15 protein-coding genes are annotated in these 18,652 nt (G+C 70.5%); 4 read left to right on the top strand and 11 right to left on the bottom strand.

Features of this window, described 5'->3' with window-relative positions:
• Positions 1-36: 36 nt before the first annotated feature.
• From NMN56_RS11720 to NMN56_RS11700, 5 genes are all read right to left on the bottom strand, one after another.
• Entirely contained in the window at positions 37-960 is a 924-nt protein-coding gene (locus NMN56_RS11720; protein ID WP_274044052.1) for a phosphotriesterase family protein, read from the bottom strand.
• On the bottom strand, positions 957-1,355 hold the full coding sequence (locus NMN56_RS43245) for a TetR/AcrR family transcriptional regulator (protein ID WP_430542536.1): 399 nt from the start codon (positions 1,353-1,355) through the stop codon (positions 957-959). Before NMN56_RS43245 ends, NMN56_RS11720 begins: the two co-directional genes overlap by 4 nt.
• Positions 1,356-1,757: 402 nt before the next feature.
• Entirely contained in the window at positions 1,758-3,212 is a 1,455-nt protein-coding gene (locus NMN56_RS11710; RefSeq protein WP_274044053.1) for an aldehyde dehydrogenase family protein, read from the bottom strand.
• 244 nt (positions 3,213-3,456) lie between these two features.
• Positions 3,457-5,367, bottom strand: a complete 1,911-nt coding sequence (locus NMN56_RS11705) for a PucR family transcriptional regulator ligand-binding domain-containing protein (protein ID WP_274044054.1) — start codon at positions 5,365-5,367, stop codon at positions 3,457-3,459.
• Between the two features lie 45 nt (positions 5,368-5,412).
• Positions 5,413-7,485, bottom strand: a complete 2,073-nt coding sequence (locus NMN56_RS11700; RefSeq protein WP_430542534.1) for a type IV secretory system conjugative DNA transfer family protein — start codon at positions 7,483-7,485, stop codon at positions 5,413-5,415.
• An 855-nt stretch (positions 7,486-8,340) separates the two neighbouring features.
• Between NMN56_RS11700 and gabT the strand changes: the two genes are divergently transcribed.
• Positions 8,341-9,693, top strand: coding sequence for a 4-aminobutyrate--2-oxoglutarate transaminase (gene gabT / locus NMN56_RS11695; protein ID WP_274044248.1), 1,353 nt, complete (start codon positions 8,341-8,343; stop codon positions 9,691-9,693).
• 402 nt (positions 9,694-10,095) lie between these two features.
• On the opposite strand, the gene NMN56_RS11690 is transcribed toward gabT, so the two are convergent.
• Positions 10,096-10,461 carry a hypothetical protein gene (locus NMN56_RS11690; protein WP_283742484.1) on the bottom strand — a complete coding sequence of 122 codons (366 nt, stop codon included), beginning with the start codon at positions 10,459-10,461 and terminating at the stop codon, positions 10,096-10,098.
• Here NMN56_RS11690 and NMN56_RS11685 point away from each other — a divergent pair.
• Positions 10,369-10,731: a phosphatase PAP2 family protein gene (locus tag NMN56_RS11685; protein ID WP_347178588.1), complete on the top strand. Its 363-nt coding sequence runs from the start codon at positions 10,369-10,371 to the stop codon at positions 10,729-10,731. The two genes, NMN56_RS11690 and NMN56_RS11685, sit on opposite strands and share 93 nt — an antisense overlap.
• On the opposite strand, the gene NMN56_RS11680 is transcribed toward NMN56_RS11685, so the two are convergent.
• Positions 10,637-11,371: an ABC transporter ATP-binding protein gene (locus NMN56_RS11680; protein ID WP_274044057.1), complete on the bottom strand. Its 735-nt coding sequence runs from the start codon at positions 11,369-11,371 to the stop codon at positions 10,637-10,639. The two genes, NMN56_RS11685 and NMN56_RS11680, sit on opposite strands and share 95 nt — an antisense overlap.
• Positions 11,368-12,501, bottom strand: coding sequence for an ABC transporter permease (locus NMN56_RS11675; protein WP_274044058.1), 1,134 nt, complete (start codon positions 12,499-12,501; stop codon positions 11,368-11,370). The genes NMN56_RS11680 and NMN56_RS11675 overlap by 4 nt, the downstream gene beginning before the upstream one ends.
• Positions 12,502-12,791: 290 nt before the next feature.
• On the opposite strand from NMN56_RS11675, the gene NMN56_RS11670 reads away from it, so the two are divergent.
• Both NMN56_RS11670 and NMN56_RS11665 read left to right on the top strand, forming a co-directional pair.
• Positions 12,792-14,183, top strand: coding sequence for a sensor histidine kinase (locus NMN56_RS11670; protein ID WP_430542549.1), 1,392 nt, complete (start codon positions 12,792-12,794; stop codon positions 14,181-14,183).
• A gap of 209 nt (positions 14,184-14,392) precedes the next feature.
• Positions 14,393-15,061, top strand: coding sequence for a response regulator (locus tag NMN56_RS11665; RefSeq protein ID WP_274044060.1), 669 nt, complete (start codon positions 14,393-14,395; stop codon positions 15,059-15,061).
• A gap of 25 nt (positions 15,062-15,086) precedes the next feature.
• On the opposite strand, the gene NMN56_RS11660 is transcribed toward NMN56_RS11665, so the two are convergent.
• The 3 genes from NMN56_RS11660 to NMN56_RS11650 form a co-directional block, all read right to left on the bottom strand.
• Positions 15,087-15,713 (bottom strand): bifunctional DNA primase/polymerase, encoded by a 627-nt coding sequence (locus NMN56_RS11660; protein ID WP_274044061.1) that lies wholly within the window; start codon positions 15,711-15,713, stop codon positions 15,087-15,089.
• Between the two features lie 285 nt (positions 15,714-15,998).
• Positions 15,999-17,393, bottom strand: coding sequence for an NAD(P)/FAD-dependent oxidoreductase (locus tag NMN56_RS11655; protein ID WP_430542548.1), 1,395 nt, complete (start codon positions 17,391-17,393; stop codon positions 15,999-16,001).
• A gap of 448 nt (positions 17,394-17,841) precedes the next feature.
• Positions 17,842-18,630, bottom strand: a complete 789-nt coding sequence (locus NMN56_RS11650; RefSeq protein ID WP_274044249.1) for an ABC transporter permease — start codon at positions 18,628-18,630, stop codon at positions 17,842-17,844.
• Positions 18,631-18,652: the final 22 nt, after the last annotated feature.

Here is an 18,652-nt window from a genome sequence, read left to right as displayed (position 1 = left end):
TACGTGGACTGTGAGTGGGCGGCATGGGTGCGGTGCTCATTTCTTCCAGTGGGCGGCGAAGGCGCGTGCCGGGTTGTCCAGGAAGAGGGCCCGTGCCAGCTCCTCCCCCAGCTCGCGGGCGATACGGGGCCGCAGGACGCGTGCCACGAAGGCGGCGCCCGCCTCGGCGCGGGCAGCGGCGGTCGTGGTGTCGCCTCCGATGAGCAGCTGGCCGGCGTACCCGGCCGCGGCCAGTTCCGCGAGGCTGTCCGACAGGCGCCAGTCGGTGGCGTGATGCGTACGCGAGGGACCGTCGAAGACCAGCCAGGCACCGGAACGGGCCGCCTCCTGGTGCGCCCGCGCGTCGGGGAACCTGCCGAGGTGCCCGAGCAGCACGCTACTGGGCGGCACTTCCAGCTCCTCGCACAGCAACGTGAGGACATCGGACGCTCCCGTTCCCAGCTCCAGATGGACGGCTACGGGGGCACCGGTCGCATGGTGCGCCTCGGCGGCGGCGCGCATGGTGCGCCGCGCGTACGGGCCCAGACCGTGGAAGTCACCCGCGACCTTGATGAGTCCCGCACGTGGCGCCTCGCCACAGACGGCGCCCCGTACGCCCTCCATCAGTTCCTCCACGAAGAGCCCGGCGAGGTCACCGGGCGGCTCCGTGGCGTAGTGCGCTGCCTGGTGCAGCCCCGTCGCCGCGACCAGCCGTACGCCCGTGCGGCGGGCCAGTTCGACCAGCGCGCCCGAGCGGCGCCCCATCCCGTAGGGCGTCCACTGCACGAGTGCCCCTCCCCCGTGCGCGGCGAACCCGCTCAGGTCGCGTTCGGCCGCTCTCTCGTCGGCCAGCTCCTGCCCAGGCAGTTGCGGCGTCCGGAGGAACAGGTGGTCGTGGGCATCACACACACCCAGCGCCTGCCCCGGTATGTCGCCCTCGACCGTGCGGACGGCACGGTCGGCTCCAGAGGCGGGGCTCATCCGGGAACGCCGTGTGCGGCGGCGGCAGTTGCCGCTGAGGCGGGCGTGCCCACGGCGACAGGGACGGCTGTGCCCGCCGCCGCGCCGGGGCCCGGTGGGCCGCCGGTGGCGCCCCGCACGGGCGCCGCGCCAAGGAGGCCCAACAGGCCCTCCGCCGCCTGCTGGAAGGCTCCGGGGTCACCGGAGGCGCGGGCCCGCACGCGCTCGGCACTGCGGCGCACGGCTGCCCGCGCGAGTGCGGGCTTGCCACCGAAGTGGTGGTACATGCTGCCCTGCCCCGCCTGGGTGCGCTGCGGAATGGCGCGCGAGCTGGTGCCCACGCGACCGCGCTCCCACAGGGGTTCACGCGTGGCCTCTACCAGCCTCTCGGCCGTGTCTCCGCCACTGCTGCTCATGGCCGTCACAGTACTTAGCAGTAGGTACAGCGGTGAACCCGTTTCTGTCCCGCACACACCCGCAAGCCCGCACGCCCACACGGAACGCGGCACTGCCGGACGCCCATGAGGACGCCCGGCAGTGGGTGCTGCGTGTGGTGCGGTACTAGTGGTGCGGTACTACTTGCGTGTTGTGCGCCGCTATGGGCGTGACGCGGTACTACAGGGCCTCACATTTCCGTCCCCCTGATCCCCCCTGGACCGCCGGAACTCGTTCCCCGGATCGCCGGAAGAGGCCAGCGGCACCGTCCACCGGGACCGGAGGAGGACAGAGGTCCCGTCCTCTGCGACCGGAAGAGACCAGAACTCTCGCCCCCGGGACCGGAAAACATCACAACTCCGGTCCTCCGCGACCGGAAGAGATCAGAGGGCCAGTCCCGTGAGGACCATGACGCGCTCGTACGTGTAGTCCTCCATCGCGAACCGCACGCCCTCGCGGCCCACGCCGGAGTCCTTGATGCCGCCGTAGGGCATCTGGTCGGCACGGTAGGAGGGAACGTCGCCGACCACGACGCCGCCCACCTCCAGCGAACGGTGCGCGCGGAACGCCGTCTGCACGTCGTGCGTGAACAGCCCCGCCTGGAGGCCGTACTTGGAGTCGTTGACCGCGGCGAACGCGGCCTCCTCCCCCTCCACCTTCACCAACGACATGACGGGGCCGAAGACCTCTTCGCAGCCGATCTGGGTATCGGCCGGCACGGCCTCCAGCACGGTCGGCGCGTACGTCGCGCCCTCGCGCTTGCCGCCCGTGAGCAGCTTCGCGCCGCGTGAGACAGCCTCCTCCACCCAGGACTCGACGCGGCGTGCCGCGTCCTCGCTCACCAGCGGACCGACGTCGGTGGCCTCGTCGGACGGGTCACCCGTCGCCAACGACTCGACGGCGGCGACGATCTTGGGCACCAGCCGGTCGTAGACGGACGCGTCAGCGACGACGCGCTGCACCGAGATGCAGGACTGCCCCGCCTGGTAGTTGGAGAAGGTGGCGATGCGCTGGGCCGCCCAGTCGAGGTCCGCCTCGGAGGAGTAGTCGGCCAGCACGACGGCCGCACCGTTGCCGCCCAGCTCCAGGGTGACCCGCTTGCGCGGGACGGAGTCCAGGATCGACCAGCCGACCGGCGCCGAACCGGTGAAGGAGATGATCGGCAGCCGCTTGTCCTGGACCAGCGACGGCATCTGGTCGTTGGGGACCGGGAGCACCGACCAGGAACCGGCCGGAAGGTCCGTCTCCGCCAGCAGCTCACCCAGCAGCAGCGCCGACAGCGGCGTCGCGGGCGCCGGCTTCAGAATGATCGGAGTGCCGACGGCGATGGCCGGAGCGACCTTGTGCGCGCACAGGTTGAGCGGGAAGTTGAACGGCGCGATCCCGAGCACCGGGCCATAGGGGAAGCGGCGGGTGTAGGCGAGACGGCCCGTGCCGCCCGCGTCCGAGTCCAGGCGCTGCGCCTCACCGCCGTTGAACCTGCGGGCCTCCTCGGCCGCCCAGCGGAAGACCGAGACACAGCGGCCGACCTCGCCACGCGCCCACTTCATGGGCTTGCCGTTCTCGGCCGAGATCAGCTCGGCGATCTCCTCCGTACGCTCACCGAGGCGGGTGACCACATGGTCGAGCGCCGCGGCCCGTACATGCGCGGGCGCCGCCGAGAACGCGTCGGTGACCGCCGCAGCGGCTGCCACGGCCTCCTCGACCTGCTCGGCCGTGGGAATGCTGACGCTGCCGACGTGCCTGCCGTCCCAGGGCGAGGTGACATCGAGCGTGGTGTCGCCCGTGGCCTGACGGCCGGCGAGCCAGAATGCGTGAGGGGAAGTCGCTGTCGTCAACGCGGATCGCCCTTCCGGAAGCGGGGAGGTTCACTCGGTTCGAGAGTCTGCGTCCACCGTAGGGCGTTGCGACCCGCGCGCTTCTTGTCCGCGACGTAGCAGTCACCGAAGGCTGCGCTACGGATTGTCCCTTTGCGCAGAGCTTGCTGTGTCCCCCTGCGTAGCGCGCAGGCGCTGGCTCTTCCGGGTGTCCACGCTCAGTCGGTCCGCCTTGGCCCTGGGACCGGTTGGAGGCCGTCGTGCCTCAGCTCGTGGCCTTGAGCGCCAGCCACAGCTCCATACGGACATCGGGGTCGTCCAGGGAACGGCCCAGAATCTCCTCGACCCGGCGCATGCGGTACCGCAACGTGTGCCGGTGCACGCCCAGTTCGGCCGCGGCGGCGTCCCACTGGCCGTGCCGGGACAGCCAGGCACGCAACGAGGCCACGAGGTCGCCACGCCCGTTCGCATCGTGCTCATGCAGAGCCCGCAGCAGTCCGTCGGCGAAAGCACGTACGGCGTCGTCCGCCAGCAGCGGGAGCACGGAACCCGCCGCCACGTCCTCGTGCTCCACGAGCGGCACCCCGCGTCGCCTGGCGACGGACAGCGCCTGGTCGGCCTGCTTGTAGGCGATCGCAGCCGCGGGGAGCCCCGCGGGCGCCGAGATGCCGATGGCGAGCCCTTCGTCCGCCGCTCCGGTGCCCCGCTGTCCCGGCTGCGCCGCCGTCGCCGTCGCGGCGAACTCCGCGCACGCCGCCACCGCCGCACCGCCGTCCGAAGCGAGCACGATGAGCCGCGCGCCGTCGGGCACCACGAGCACCGCCTCGCCGTTGCGGGCCGCGGCCGTCTCCACAGCGTCGGACAGCTCTTCGAGTGGCCATACGATCTGGCCGAGCGCCGCGGCATCGGCGGGGTCGGCCTGCGGGCCGCTGCCCGAGCCGACCACGATCCCGGCCGTGCTCATGTCGCTGGCTTCCACTGTGGGCTCAGTACTGCCCTGTGCCCCGGCTGAACCGGTGCCCTTGGCGGCGGATGCCCGCGTTCCGTTCCTGCTTCCGGCTCCGCTCCTGCCCTTGCCTCTGCTCGCGCCCCGGGTGCCGCTCCCGGCGCCCGCTCCCGCTCCGCTCCCGGGCATGCCAGTCGTGCCCAGGGTGGGGCTCAGGTGTGCGACTCCGGGCCCCGCGGTGCCGGCGGCGCCTGCCTGGGCGAGCCGGGCGACCGTGCCCGACGCCGGTTCCGCGGCGATCACCCGCATCGGCGCGTCCAGCAGCCCGCCGTAGAGCTGACCGGCCACCGCGCGTGCGTGGTCGCCCTCTCCGACGAGCAGCATCTTCAACACGGCTGCGCCCAGCCGCTGTTCGGCCTCCTGAAGCGCGCGCGAACGCTCCATGGTGAGGGTCAGCAGCGCGATGGCCGAATGCACGGCGTACCGCTCGGCCGTGCCCAGGGGCGCTGCCGTGCCGACAGCGAGGATCGCCTTGGCGCGTCTGCCGCTCCCGATCGACTGCAGCTCGACGCGGTCGTCGCCACTGTCCGACTCGCTCACGACGGCACTGGCCGGCGCCTGTCTGTCCCGCAGCCTCTCGGCGTCGCCGATGAAGCGCGAGGCCCTGCGTACCGCCCAGGTCGGCGCCGTGGCGACGACGGCACCGGAGACGTCGTACAGCGCCGCCCAGCCGTCCACCTGGGAGGCCAGCCGCGCGAGCAGCGCGGCGGGGCCCTCGCGGGAGAGCGCGGCGCGGGTCATCTCGCGCTGCGCGTCGAACCCGGCCGTCACCGCGCGGTACTGCTCCGCGGCGATGGCGGCGGAGACCGCCTTGCTGATCGCGATGAAGGGGGTGCGCCGTGGCACCTCCAGAAGGGGCAGCCGGGCGCTCTTGCACGCCTCCACCAGCGCTTCGGGGACCCCGTCGTAGTTGACCCCGGCCGCGAAACCGAGCCCGACGACGTCCTTCTCCACCAGCTTGTCCACGTAGGCGCGCATGGCCTCGGGGTCCTGCGCGTCCAGCTTGAGCGCGGTGAAGAGGATCAGCTCACCACCGTCCATGTACGGCGTGGGGTCCGCCAGCTCGCTGGAGTGCGCCCAGCGGACGGGCGCGTCCAACCGGTCGTGCCCCGCGAGCACAGAGAGCCGGAGTGCGGAGTGCTGAACAAGCGCGGCAAGAGTCGGTGGCATAACGCACCTCACCGTACAGGCGTCCACCCGAAATCGGTCATTCTCCTAGTCTGTCCCCAGCTTCGTCAGGATCGGGGGTGTGCGCTCCCCTCGCACGGTGGTCAGAGAGAGCACCGCGTGTTCGGGCTGCAGCTCGTTGGCCAGGTCGGAGGCCGACCAGCGCTCCCGCTGCTCGCTACGGACAGTGACCGATTCGGCCGTGACGTATTTCCCGGTGGCCAGGCGCCGTACGGCGTGCAGGATGCGGGTGACGGGCTCGTCCGAGACGAGCTGCCGGTTGGTGACCGTACGCGTCTGCACCCACTCTGTCCCCCACACCTCAGCGAACCGTTCCGCGTCCCAGGGCGTGACACCCGCACACACCATGCGACAGCCGACGGCGCCCAGCAGCGGCCCTCTGAGCGGCTCGGGCACATCGTCCAGAGCACGCAGCGTGAGCAGCACCCCGGCGTGCGCCGAGCGCAGCCGCTGGAGGCCCCGTAGCGCCTGGGGCGTGATCGTCTGTGCGGCGTCGTCCAGGACCAGACAGGCGAACAGCGACTGATCACCACGGCCGGCGGCGCACTCCGTGAACTGCGCGAGTATGAGGCGCGCGAGGATCCGGGACGCCTCAGCGTGCGCTCTCTCGGGCAGGTCGATACGCACCCGCACCGGATGCTCCATCGCACGGGGTGAGAACGCCCGACGGGCCCCCGCGCGTGCCGGGCCGCCCTCGGGCTGGAAGAAGTCGGCGAAGGCGGGGCGGTCCAGCAACGCGAGCCGGTCGCCGAGCAGCGCCGCTATGTCGCCGGTGCGGCCCGACTGGCGTTCGTAGGCGTCCAGTTCGCGCAGCTGCGCCCCCTGGCCCGCCTCCTGGAGCTTCTCCCTCAGCTGGTCGAACGCTGCCGGAGTGCCGTCCAGCAGCTCCCTCAGCTCCGGAACGGCGGGGAAGCAGCCATGCACGGCCGCGAACGGGCCGATGAGCTGCGCCAGGCAGGTCGCGGCACGGCGGCTGTCGCCCCCGGGCAGGTTCGCTGCGAGGTCTCCGACAAGGGCCTCGGCCAGCATCCCGGCCGCCTCGTCGGGGTCGCTGGTGCCGCCGTACAGGTCGAGGTCGTGGGTGGAGTCGGGATGGCCGAGCCGGATCACGACATCGAAGGACTCATCGGGCACGAACCGTGCCCCGGAAGGGCTGACCGCGAGCACCGACGCCTGGCCCGCGAGCGCCTGAAGGCACAGCGACTCGACAACGGGGCGCGCGAGCCTGCTGCTCTTCCCCGTACCCGGCGGTCCCACGGCGAGCGCCGACGTGCCCAGCAGGGAGGGGTCGAGCGCGATCCCGGCGCCGCGGTACTCATGAGGATTGCGCTCGGCGTCGGCCGCCGTGCCGATACGGACCTGGCGCAGGGAGAGATCGTGCCGGGCCGCGCGAAGCGGCAGGTCGCGGGCGCCCGAGGGGTGTCCGCAGGCTGCGGCCCCCTTGGCGCGCACGCTCTCGATGAACGAGGCCAGTCGCTGCGGGCGCGTCCGCACGGACTTCCAGGCCCGTTCGATACGGGCGTGGTCGACGTCGGTCATCCGGCCGGAGCGCAGCTCGGCGGCAAGCCTGTCGGCCGCCTCGGCCGCGCCACCGCTGCGCAGTTCGGGCCACTCCACAGGGTCGAGGTGCGGCGGAGGCTGCGGCACGGGCTTCGCTGGGCGGTGCGGGGCGCTCACATCCGCTTCGCCGCTGCCCCTCTTGCGCTTGCCGCCGCGCAGGCGCCCAAGGATCCGGCGGCCCAACTCGTCCCAGCGGCCGATCCGCCCGAAGAGCACGATCAGCACCACTCCGACCAGCGTGTAGTACCCGTACGAAATGAAGGTGCGGGCTCCCGTGCCGACCGCGTCGGGGGTCATGGCGAAGAGCGGCCAGAGCCAGAAGCTGCCCAGGTATCCGTTCCACAGCAGGGACCACAGCAGCCAGCCGATGAGGAAGGAAACGACCGCACCGCTGATGAGCTGGCGTGCGGGAATGCGTTCGGGGTCCTCTGGCGAACGGGGTTCGTGCGCGCAACGCCACACCCCGGGCAGGGCCTCCGGGCGCGGCAGCCGCAACCAGTCGGCCAGAGGCGGCCCGGACTCGGGAGCTCCGGAAGGCATGGGCGGAGGCACCGCCTCCACGCCGGGTGCGGGGTGGCCATGGGACGGCGGCATCGCTGGTGGAGGCACAGGTGGCGGGGGCGTGGCGGCGGGCAGGGGTGTCACGGGCGTCGGTGCGGCGGGGGGAGGTGTGACGGGAGGGGTTGCGGGGTGTGTGCGGGGTGCCGGGTCCTGGCCGGGTGTGTCCCGGTCCGGCTGGGCCATCCAGCTCGGCGGGGTTGCCGGTGCGGGCGGGGTCGCTATGGTCGGAGGGATCGCTGGGTTTGAGGGGATCGCCGTGTTGGGGGGGACCGATGGGGCCGCCGGAGTGGGCCGGGCGTCCGGGGCGGGCGGGCCGGGCGGAGGCTGGTGCGGCGGGGGTGTGGGGTCAGAGGGGTGCGGCGAGCCTGAGGGGGCCGCGTCCTCACGGGGCCCCGGCACGGAGCCCCGGCCCGTGCCATGAGGGTCGTACGCGCCGCCCGTACCCTGCTTCCTGTGGGGAAGCCCCATGTCCATGTGCTGCCTCTGCTCCCTGATGCCCCGACGCGTCGGCCGGCCTGTGCCGACACTCTCCTGTCCCCAATCTAGCGGCCGACCATGACAGTTGGACCACGGCCGCGCACCCAGGTCCGCGCGGGGTGCCACACGCCGCACCGGCTCGTCCACCGACGGCTGTTGAGGATCCAGCCCTGCAGGCGGCGGCAGAGCCCGGAAGCCATGGCCGCTCGCACCCGCGTCGTTCGCGCCTATGTCCGTGACGGCCAACACGCTCGCCACACTTCTCCGGAGCGGTGCATGTGTGGTGCCCACGGCTGCCCCTAGCCTGCGAAGGGCGAGCAGACCCCCCTTTCTCCCGAGGAGTGCGCTATGACCGCAATGACTGAACTCTCCGGAGGCCCCACCCTCCCCCAGGAGCGGCGCGTCGTCACCGCCATCCCCGGGCCCAAGTCGCAGGAGCTGATGGCCCGCAAGCAGGCGACCGTCGCGAGCGGCATCGGCACCGTGATGCCGGTCTTCGCACGCCGCGCCGGCGGCGGGGTGCTGGAGGACGTGGACGGGAACTCGTTCATCGACTTCGGCTCCGGCATCGCCGTGACCTCCGTGGGCAACAGCGCCGAGGCCGTGGTCCGCCGCGCGACACAGCAGCTCAACGACTTCACGCACACCTGTGTGATGGTCACTCCCTACGAGCCCTACGTAGAGGTCTGCGAAGAACTGGCCAAGGTCACCCCGGGCGACCACGCCAAGAAGAGCGCACTGTTCAACTCCGGGGCTGAGGCGGTGGAGAACGCCGTCAAGGTCGCGCGTGCGCACACCGGCCGCCAGGCCGTCGTCGTCTTCGACCACGGCTACCACGGACGTACGAACCTGACGATGGCCCTCACCTCCAAGAACATGCCGTACAAGCACAGCTTCGGCCCGTTCGCGCCCGAGGTGTACCGCGTCCCGGTGGCCTACCCCTACCGCTGGCTGACCGGCCCCGACAACTGCGCCGAAGAGGCCGCGGCCCAGGCCATCGACCAGATCACCAAGCAGATCGGCCCCGACAACGTCGCCGCCATCGTCATCGAACCGGTCCTGGGTGAGGGCGGTTTCATCGTCCCGGCACGCGGCTTCCTGCCCCGCATCCAGGAGTTCGCCCGCGAGAACGGCATCGTTTTCGTCGCCGACGAGATCCAGTCCGGCTTCTGCCGCACGGGCCAGTGGTTCGCCTGCGAGGACGAGGGCATCGTGCCGGACCTGATCACTACGGCGAAGGGCATCGCGGGCGGCCTGCCGCTCGCCGCCGTCACCGGCCGCGCCGACATCATGGACGCCGCGCACTCCGGCGGCCTGGGCGGCACCTACGGGGGCAACCCTGTGGCCTGCGCCGCCGCGCTCGGCGCCATCGAGACCATGCGCGAGCTGGATCTGCCCGCCAAGGCCCGTCGCATCGAAGAGGTCATGAAGCCGCGTCTGGAGAAGATGGCGGCCCAGTCGGACATCATCGGGGACGTGCGCGGCCGGGGCGCGATGCTCGCGATCGAACTGGTCAAGCCGGGCGGCGGCAAGGAGCCCAACCCGGAGGCCACCGCCGCGCTCGCCAAGGCGTGCCACCAGAAGGGACTCCTCGTCCTGACCACCGGCACCTACAGCAACGTCGTACGTTTCCTGCCCCCGCTGGTGATCGGCGAGGAACTCCTCAACGAGGGCCTCGACGTCCTGGAGGACGCCCTCTCCGGTCTGTGACAGCGCTGGTGAAACGCACGCCGGGCGTGCCCTGTCCCGCACGGGGCGGAGCGCGCCCCGTGCGCACGGACACCGGCATGGGAAAGGTCCCCGTGAAGAATGTGTGCGGGGCCAATGTCCGGAACGTGATCCACCTGTCCGGTTCCGCCCTCCTGCCGTACGGTTTCTCCAGTTGCTGGGAAGCACGGAGGGCCACCTTCGGAGTCCCGGCCCGAGCCAGTCTCTCCCCAAGACAGGCCCGGTCGTGCCCTCGCGCACGCTCCTCACCGATCGGATGACCGCTTGTCCCATACCCCCCGGGGCCCGCGGAAGGCCGGTCGATTCGGCCGCCCCGGAACTGTCCCCCCGGTTCCTGGGCGGCCGACCTCGCGTTCGGCCGACGACGCTGCCCCTCCCCCTCTCTCACGTGTTCCCGTACTGCTGGTCTGTTTTCTGTGCTGCGCCGTACTCGCCCTGAGTACCTGGCAGGTGCTCGCGGACGGGCCGCTTCGCGACGCCGACGAACGACTCGGTGACACCCTGCACAGGGCCGCCCCACCGACGCGCCTCGCCGAACTCCTCGCGGATCTCGGCAACATGGAGGTCGCGCTCCCCCTGCTCGCCGCCGCCATGGCCTTGGCGTTCGTCCGCATCGGCGCACGCACCTGGTGGCCTGCTCTCTGCTGTGCCGTCACCATGGGCGCCATGGCAGCGGCCGTCTCGGTTCTGAAGGCGTGGGTGGGTCGGCCCGGCCCTTTCGGCGGCACAGGCTTCTACCCCTCGGGCCACGCGGCCACGGTCACGGTCGCCTTCGGTGCCGCCGCCCTGCTGGTCACCCGGCATCTGTCCCGCAACGCCGCACTGTTCCTTTGGTCTGCCGTGGCCCTGCTCACGGTGGGCAACGGGTTGGGCCTGGTGTGGCGCGGTTACCACTGGCCGCTGGACGTGCTGGCGAGTTGGTGCCTCAGCGTGCTGTTGCTGTCGTCGGCCGCCGTAGCCTCCCGTCATACACCTCCGCTATCTGGTCGACGGCGGTCAACTGCGCCCGGTCGTGGGTGACCAGCAGCGTCGCCGTGGCTCGCTTGTGCGTCAGCTCCGTCAACAGGGCAACCACCGCCGCGCCCCGCTCGTGATCGAGCGCACTGGTCGGCTCGTCGACCAGGAGCACAGTGGGTTCGTTCATCAATGCCCTGGCTATGTTGATGCGTTGACGCTGGCCTCCCGACAACTGGTGAGGGCGGCGCCGCGCCTGTTCCGACAGCCCCACCGCATCGAGAAGCTCTTCCGCCCGCCCCTTGGCCGCCTTCGCACTCCGTCCGTCGAGGTGCGCCATGACCTGAAGCTGTTCCAAGGCGGTCAGCGAGGGGAGCAAGTTGGGCTGCTGGAAGACCATGCCGACCTTGTGCCGGCGCACCTCGGTCAGCTCGCGGCGGCTCAGCCCCGTGGTGTCCCTGCCGTCGATGACGACCGTCCCGCGTTCGGGGCTGATCAAGGTCGCCGCGACTGCCAACAGGCTCGACTTGCCGGAACCCGAGGGGCCGACGAGAGCGGTGACGGTGCCCTTGGGCACCTCCAGACTGACGCTGTCGAGCGCGGTGAGCCGGGTGTCTCCGTCCGGATAGGTGAGGGTGACGTCCGAGAGCTGGAGCGGCTTGGAAGAGGGCGTGGTCGTGGTGGAGACCACGGTGGGAAGGTTCATCGTGCGCTCCCGAGAGCTGTCAGAGGGTCGACTGCGGTGATGCGGCGAATGGCCAGTGCTGCTCCCGCGGCCCCGAGGACGATCAGCACGGCAGCGGGGAGAAGCACCGTCCCGGCGTCCAGTACGAACGGCACCGTGCCCGAGACCAACGCCCCGACACCGGACGCGATACCGGTGCCTGTCGCCGTGCCGAGCGTGAGCAGCACGACGGCCTGGCCGAGTGCGTCCCGCAGCAGGTAGGGGGTGGAGGCGCCCAGTGCCTTGAGCACCGCGACATCGGCGCTGCGCTGGATGGTCCAGACAGTGAAGAACGCCCCTATGACCAGCGCCGAGATGACGAACAGGAAGCCACGCATCAGCTGCAGCGAGCCGTTCTCGGAGGTGTACGAACCGATCGCGGAGAGAGCGTCGTCCCGGGAGACGGTTTCGGTGCCCAGCTCGGTGTCGGTACCTGACACCTCCGCTGTCCCAGCGCTTCCGGAGCCGGTACTGAGAGCGATCACGGTGGCGCGATCGCCGCCCGCCCGCTCCCCATCGCCGGTGGAAGGGCCCTGACCGGCGCCGCCGCCCCCGCCGAGCTGCTGCCAGTCGGCGAGGCTGGTCCAGATGACGGGAGTGTGGCTGTAGAAGGCGTCGCCCGCCACGGCAGCGACGGACAGGTGCCGACCGGCGATGGTGACACGGCTGCCGGACTTAGCGTCCCCCAGCTCCTCCGCAGCAGTCTGGGAGAGGACCACGCTGCCGGCGGCCACACGTGTGTCCTCCGGCCCCAGGCCGGAACCGGACCGGATCCCGAAAGCGGATATAGCGGCGCTGCGCTTACCTGACTCGGCCCGGGTCGTCGTGATGCCGAGCGGTTCGGCCTGCTTCACGCCTGGAGTCCGAGCCCACTGGCGCCACTGCCGCTCGCTGACGGACGAATCCGAGAACGAGCGCTCCTGACCGTCCGCCGGAGCGCCGAACGCGATCTTGTCAGCCCGGAGACCGGTGATGGCCGATATGTTCTGCTGGCCCAGTCCGGCGGTCAGTCCGGACAGCAGTCCCACCAGGACGGTGATCAGCACGATCACCGTCCCCATCAGGACGAAGCGCCCCTTAGCGAACCGCAGGTCTCTCCAGGCGACGAACATGGTGTGTGACCAGAGCCTTCCCTTTGTGGCGAATGCCGGCGTACGCACGGCCTTCTATCGCCGGTGCGGACGGGCCTCAGGCCGCCGAACCGATCGCTGTCCAGACTCCGCTCAGAGCCCCGCCTGCCGCATCGAGCGGGGGATCGCTTCTGCGGCGCCGAAGGGTGGGGTCACTCTTCAAACTTTTGATTGATGCCGGTCAGGCGGCCTCGGCCTAGGCTGGAGTGATCGTGAACCACCTCTCACTCGTCCCTGTCCTGCGTGTCCTCAAGTGGGGCCTGCACCTGCTGATGGCCGGGCTTCTGGCTCTGGCCGTAGGCCGCGCGCTGGTCGACGGTGCACCTCATCCGGCTGCCATCGTCGCGAGCGCCGTGGCGCTCGGCGCCGTGTATGCAGCTGGTCCCCTGATCCCCTCGATCGGGCGCCGGCTGCCCGCAGCGGCCGTATGGCTACTGACGGTCGGCGCCGCGTGGCTGGTGCTGCTGGCGCAGACGCCAGACGGCCTCTGGCTGGCCTTCCCCCTCTACTTCCTGATGCTGCACCTGCTGCCGCCTCGCGCGGGGCTTATATCCGTCGTCGTCACAGCGCTCGCGGGGGCGACGGGATACACGGCCCATCAGGACTCCTTCAGCGTGGCCGTCTTCCTCGGCCCCGTGCTGGGTGCTGCCTTCGCGGTGGCGACGGTCTTCGGCTATCAGGCGCTGTACCGGGAGAGCGAAGAGCGCCGACGGCTGATCCAACAGCTCACAACCGCGCGGGCGAACCTGGAATCCGTCGGAAGAGAGGCAGGCATGATGGCTGAACGGGAGCGGCTGGCCCGAGAGATCCACGACACCCTCGCGCAAGGGCTCTCCAGCATCCAACTTCTCCTGAGCGCGGCCGAACGGTCGCTCGGCACGGCTGGAGGACAAGGCGAGAGCCAGGGCCCGAAGCCCTCGGGGCCAGGGGCGAACACGAGCACGGCGGAACCGAAAGGCACTCCACCCACCTCTTCTTCCTCCACGACAACTCCCGCGACCACCGCTCCCTCCAAGGGGACTCCCGCTGCCGGCGCCGCTTCGTCCCCCGCTCCCCCGACCCGTACATCGGAATCGCTCTCCGCGGCAGAAGGTGACGCAGACACGGTCACGGCGGCCCGCTATGTCGCCCAGGCGCGCAAGGCCGCTCAGGACAATCTCGCGGAGGCCCGCCGCTTCGTGCATGCGCTCGTGCCCCCCGATCTGGAAGGAGTGGACGCCTCGCTTCATGTCGCGCTGGAGCAGTTGAGTGACACGACGACCGTGCGACACGGCGTTCCGGTGCACTTTCATCTGTCCGGGACCCCGTCACCGCTGCCGACTCCCTACGAGGTCGCGGTGCTGCGTGTCGCACAGTCGGCGCTCGCCAACGCCGTCGCGCACGCCGAGGCGAGTTCCATCGAGGTCACGCTCAGCTATATGGACAGGGACCTGGCTCTCGATGTCGTGGACAACGGTGCCGGCTTCGATCCGGCTACGCTGCCGCCGCCGGAGCCGGGAGAAGGCGGTTTCGGCCTGGCGGCGATGAGAGCCCGGGCCCGCGCGCTGGGCGGCAGTCTCAGCGTGGAGTCGACACCGGGCCACGGCACGGCCATCGCTCTCCAACTCCCTGTCTCCTACGCGGACGCGTTGAAGTTCCCCGCAAGCCTGGGATACCGACCATGACCACTCCCGATCCCCATGCCTTCACCCAAGAGACAGAGCCGGAGACAAGGAGAGAACCCGCCACGGAGAAAGAGACAGGGCCGACGCTCGCGGACGCCGGTGGACCGCCTCCTGGCAGTGCCCCCATCCCTGCCGATGGCGCATCCCCTGCCGACCCTGCCGACTCCCCTTGTGCTTCCTCGTCCCCTCGCACGCCATCCGCCGATGTCATGCCGTCGGCCGACAGTTCTCTCTCAACCAGCCCTGGAGAGGAGCCTGTTCGCCTGTTGATCGCGGACGATCACCCGGTGGTGCGGGCGGGTTTGCGGGCGGTGCTGGAGGGCGAGCGGGATTTCCGTATCGTCGCGGAGGCACCCACGGCGGAGCAGGCAGTGGACCTGGCCGCGCAGGGCGGGGTGGATGTGGTGCTGATGGATTTGCAGTTCGGCTCAGGCATGAACGGTTCGCAGGCAACCGCCGCCATCACCGCGCTTGCTGATCCGCCCAGGGTGCTGGTGGTGACGACCTACGGTTCCGACGCTGACACCGTGCCCGCCATCGAGGCGGGAGCGACCGGTTACCTGCTCAAGGACGCGCCTCCCGAGGAACTGGCGGCGGCGGTGCGGGCGGCGGCGGCCGGCCGTTCAGCGCTTGCCCCAGCCGTCGCCGACCGCCTGATGGACCGTATGCGGGCGCCAGCGTTGTCCCTCAGCAGCCGTGAGACGGAGGTGTTGGGCCTGGTGGCCGACGGGCTGACCAATCTGGAGATCAGCCGTCAGCTACACCTCAGCCAGGCCACGGTGAAGTCTCATCTGGTGCATATCTACGCGAAGTTGGAGGTGGACTCACGCACGGCGGCCGTGGCCGTCGCGACCAGTCGTGGTCTCATCCGGCGCTGACCCCCTCGTCTCGCCAACCCCCTGCCTAGTCCCATCCAGCGCCCCGGCCCGTGTCCCGACCCGTGTCCCTGCCCGTACCCCTGTCTCCGCCCCCACCCTCACTCCCGTACCCGTACCCGTATTCACGTACGTCCCTGCCCGGCACGCCGTGCCGGCCAGCTTCGCCGTCCCCACCAACCCCACCAACCCCACCAACCTCGCTGTGACCAGCGATCTGAGCGGCGGCTTCGTGCAGGGCGAGTTCGACGACGAGGGGGTCGTTGAGGGTTCCGCGGCCGTCCGGGGGCACGATCCAGCGCGTGCCTCCGGTGATCCGGCCGGGGTAGGGCACGACGACCCAGGTGCCGTGGCCCGCGCACCGTACGCCGGTGCCGAGCCAGCGGGTGGCCGTACCCGGTGGGACGAAGAAGCCGATACGAGAGTCGCCGAAGTCGGCCAGTACGGGCCCGGGTTGGTCGAGGCAGCGTGTGAGCACGTCCAGCGCCGGATGCCCCAGTTCAGCACTGACGATCAATACATCCCACAGGCGCCCTGCGGGCAGCAGGGTGACGCCCAGCGGATTGCGTTCCCACTCACCTCGGCATGACTCCGGGTCCGGGGATGCGGCTGCCAACCACTCGACGGCGCTCCTGGCCCCCGCTGTGCCGCTCATGTCTCTGCCTTCCCTCATGATTCGTGTACGCGGTCACAGGGGGAGAGCGGCTCAGTGGCCTTTCCTTACACGGGTTCGGCGAAGTTTTTCTCCGGTGGTTCCCCACCTCCCGCCCCGAGCGGTTGGCGGTCCTTCCCGGGGCATCCAGGTCACGGGGCCAGACCGTCGGTCGAGGTCGAGGTCGGGCTCGCTCCCGGGAGCGAGGCCGGTCTGGGTCCCAGTATCGGGTCCCAGTCCCGGGTCCCGGCCTCGGGTCCCGGTCAACCAACTCCGGATCCGCCCAGATCAGCTGTCGAAGCCCATGCCCATGCGGTCCATGGCCCGTAGCCACAGATTACGTTCGCCGCCTCTGGCGTCGGAGCGGGCGAGGGCCCGTTGGGTGAGGCCGATGCCGGCCCAGCGAACAGGTTCGGGCGGGAAGGGCAACGGCTTCTTGCGCACCATCTCCAGTGCCGTGCGCTCGGTCCTGTCGCCTGCCAACAGGTCGAGCATCACCTCGGCGCCGAAGCGCGTGGCGCCCACGCCGAGCCCGGTGTAGCCGGCGGCGTAGCTGACACGTCCGTCCATGGCCGTGCCGAAGAAGGCCGAGAAGCGGGAGCAGGTGTCGATGACCCCGCCCCAGCGGTGGGTGAAGCGGATTCCTGCGAGTTGCGGGAAGCAGCGGAAGAAGTGGAGGGCGAGCTTGCGGAACGTTTCGGGGCGCTGGTGGTAGTCGCGGGAGATCCGGCTGCCGTAGTGGTAGAGCACGTCGTAGCCGCCCCACAGGATGCGGTTGTCGGCGCTCAGGCGGAAGTAGTGGAAATGGTTGGCGGTGTCGCTGAGGCCCTGACGGTTGCGCCAGCCGAGCGCGGCGAGCTGCTCGTCGGTGAGCGGTTCCGTCATCAGCGCGTAGTCGTAGACGGGGACGACGTACGGGCGTACGCGGCGTAGCAGAGAGGGGAAGGCGTTGGTACCAAGGGCGATGTGCCGTGCACGGACCCGCCCGTAGGGGGTGCCGGCGGCGACCTCGGCGCCGCGTGCTCCGATGCGGGTCGCTGGGGTGTGTTCGTAGATGCGTACGCCCGCGTTCTCGCAGGCACGCTTGAGGCCCCAGGCAAGACGTGCGGGGTTGACCATGGCAACACCCGTGCGCTCCCAGAGCCCTGCGAGGAAGGTGGGCGAGTCGGCCTCAGCGCGTACCGCATCACGGTCGAGGTAGGTCAGCCCGTCGTCGAGGCCGAGGACGCGGGCCTGTTCAGCGGCCTCTTCCAGTTCGGCGACCTGGTGGGGTTTGGTGGCGATGGCGATCTCGCCGGTGCGCTCGAAGTCGCAGTCGATTGCGTAGCGTTCGACGGCCGCTTCGATGGCGTCGAGGTTGCGCAGCCCGAGTTGCTCCAGTGCCGTGATCTCGGAGGGCCAACGGGCGAAACCGTTGCCGAAGCCGTGGGTGAGGGAGGCGGCGCAGAAGCCACCGTTGCGGCCGGAGGCGGCCCAGCCGACCTCCTCGCCCTCCACGAGCACGACATCGCGCCCGGGGTCGCGTTCCTTGGCGAGCAGCGCCGTCCACAGGCCGCTGTAGCCGCCACCCACGACGAGCAGGTCACAGCGTTCGTCACCGATGAGTGCGGCGTGGGGCTCGGGACGGTTGCCGGGGTCGTCCAGCCAGAAGGGGAGGGGCTGAGCATCGGCGAGTGCGCGCAGGGCAGTCCTGCTGTCGTCGCCGTTGACGTTGGCGTTGACGTTGACGTCGGCTGTCTCGCTCACGGGTATCGACTCCTTGTTCCTGGTGCCATCTGGTTCCTGGTGCCGTCTGGGGATTCCCGGTGCCAACCGACGTATGGCCGACGGACGTAGAACCGCCTGAGTTGTGCCGTCGGCGCAGTGCCGACGGGCTGGGTGCCGCCTGATGTGGTGCCGTCCGACATGGTGCCGTCCGACCTGCTCTTTTCCGCCCGGCGCCCACTGGTCGGCGCCGTTGGCATTTCGAGGGTTACGGTGCCGGTGGCGTCCGACAACTTGGTGTTCCAGCGGAGACCGGGGCACCGCCCCCAGGAGGGGACGCGCGACCCGACGGCTGGGCGCCGAAGCGGCGGAAGACAGGCCCGGCAGCCAGGGCGGCGGGGCGACGAGGCGGCAAGGCGACAGCCGCCTACCCCTTCTTGCGGCGGTTGGCCGCGATCTGGCCGCCCAGCACGATCGCGACGGCGATGACGAACATCGCTGATCCGATCACGTTCACCTGTACGGGGACGCCGCGCTGTGCGGCGCCCCAGACGAACATGGGGAAGGTCACGGTCGAGGGACCCGCGTTGAACTGCGTGATGATGAAGTCGTCGAACGACAGGGCGAAACTGAGCATGGCGCCCGCAGCGATGCCGGGTGCGGCCAGCGGCAGGGTGACACGCCAGAAGGTCTGGAACGGCCCGGCGTAGAGATCACGTGCGGCCTCCTCCAACCGCGGGTCCATGCTCATCACGCGCGCCTTGACCGCGACCACGACAAAGCTCAGGCAGAACATGACATGGGCGATCAGGATCGTCAGAAAGCCGAAGTCAACGCGCATATTGAGGAAGAGTGTGCCGAGCGAAGCGGCCATCACGACCTCGGGCATCGCCATCGGCAAGAAGATCAACGCGTTGGTGGTGCTCTTGCCCCGGAAGCGGTAGCGGGCGAGCGCGAACGCGGCGAAGGTCCCGAAGGCCGTCGCGATGAGCGTGGCCAGAATCGCTATCCGCAGGCTGAGGCCCAGTGAACCGCACATGTCGGCGACCCCGCAGGGATCGGTCCAGGCGTCTGTGGAGAAGTCACGCCAGGCGTAGTTGAAGCGCCCCGCCGGCTTGTTGAACGAGAAGAGCAGCACGACGAGGTTCGGCAGCAGCAGATACGCCAGCGCGGCGCAGCCCGCGAGCACGACGGCGTGCCGGCGCAACCAGCGCACCGGCCCGAAGGCAGCGCGCACG

It is taken from the genome of Streptomyces iconiensis, assembly GCF_028657195.3.
Lineage (GTDB): Bacteria > Actinomycetota > Actinomycetes > Streptomycetales > Streptomycetaceae > Streptomyces > Streptomyces iconiensis.
The sequence above is the reverse complement of the archived record's forward strand: the minus strand, read 5'-3'. Positions and strand labels throughout refer to the sequence as shown.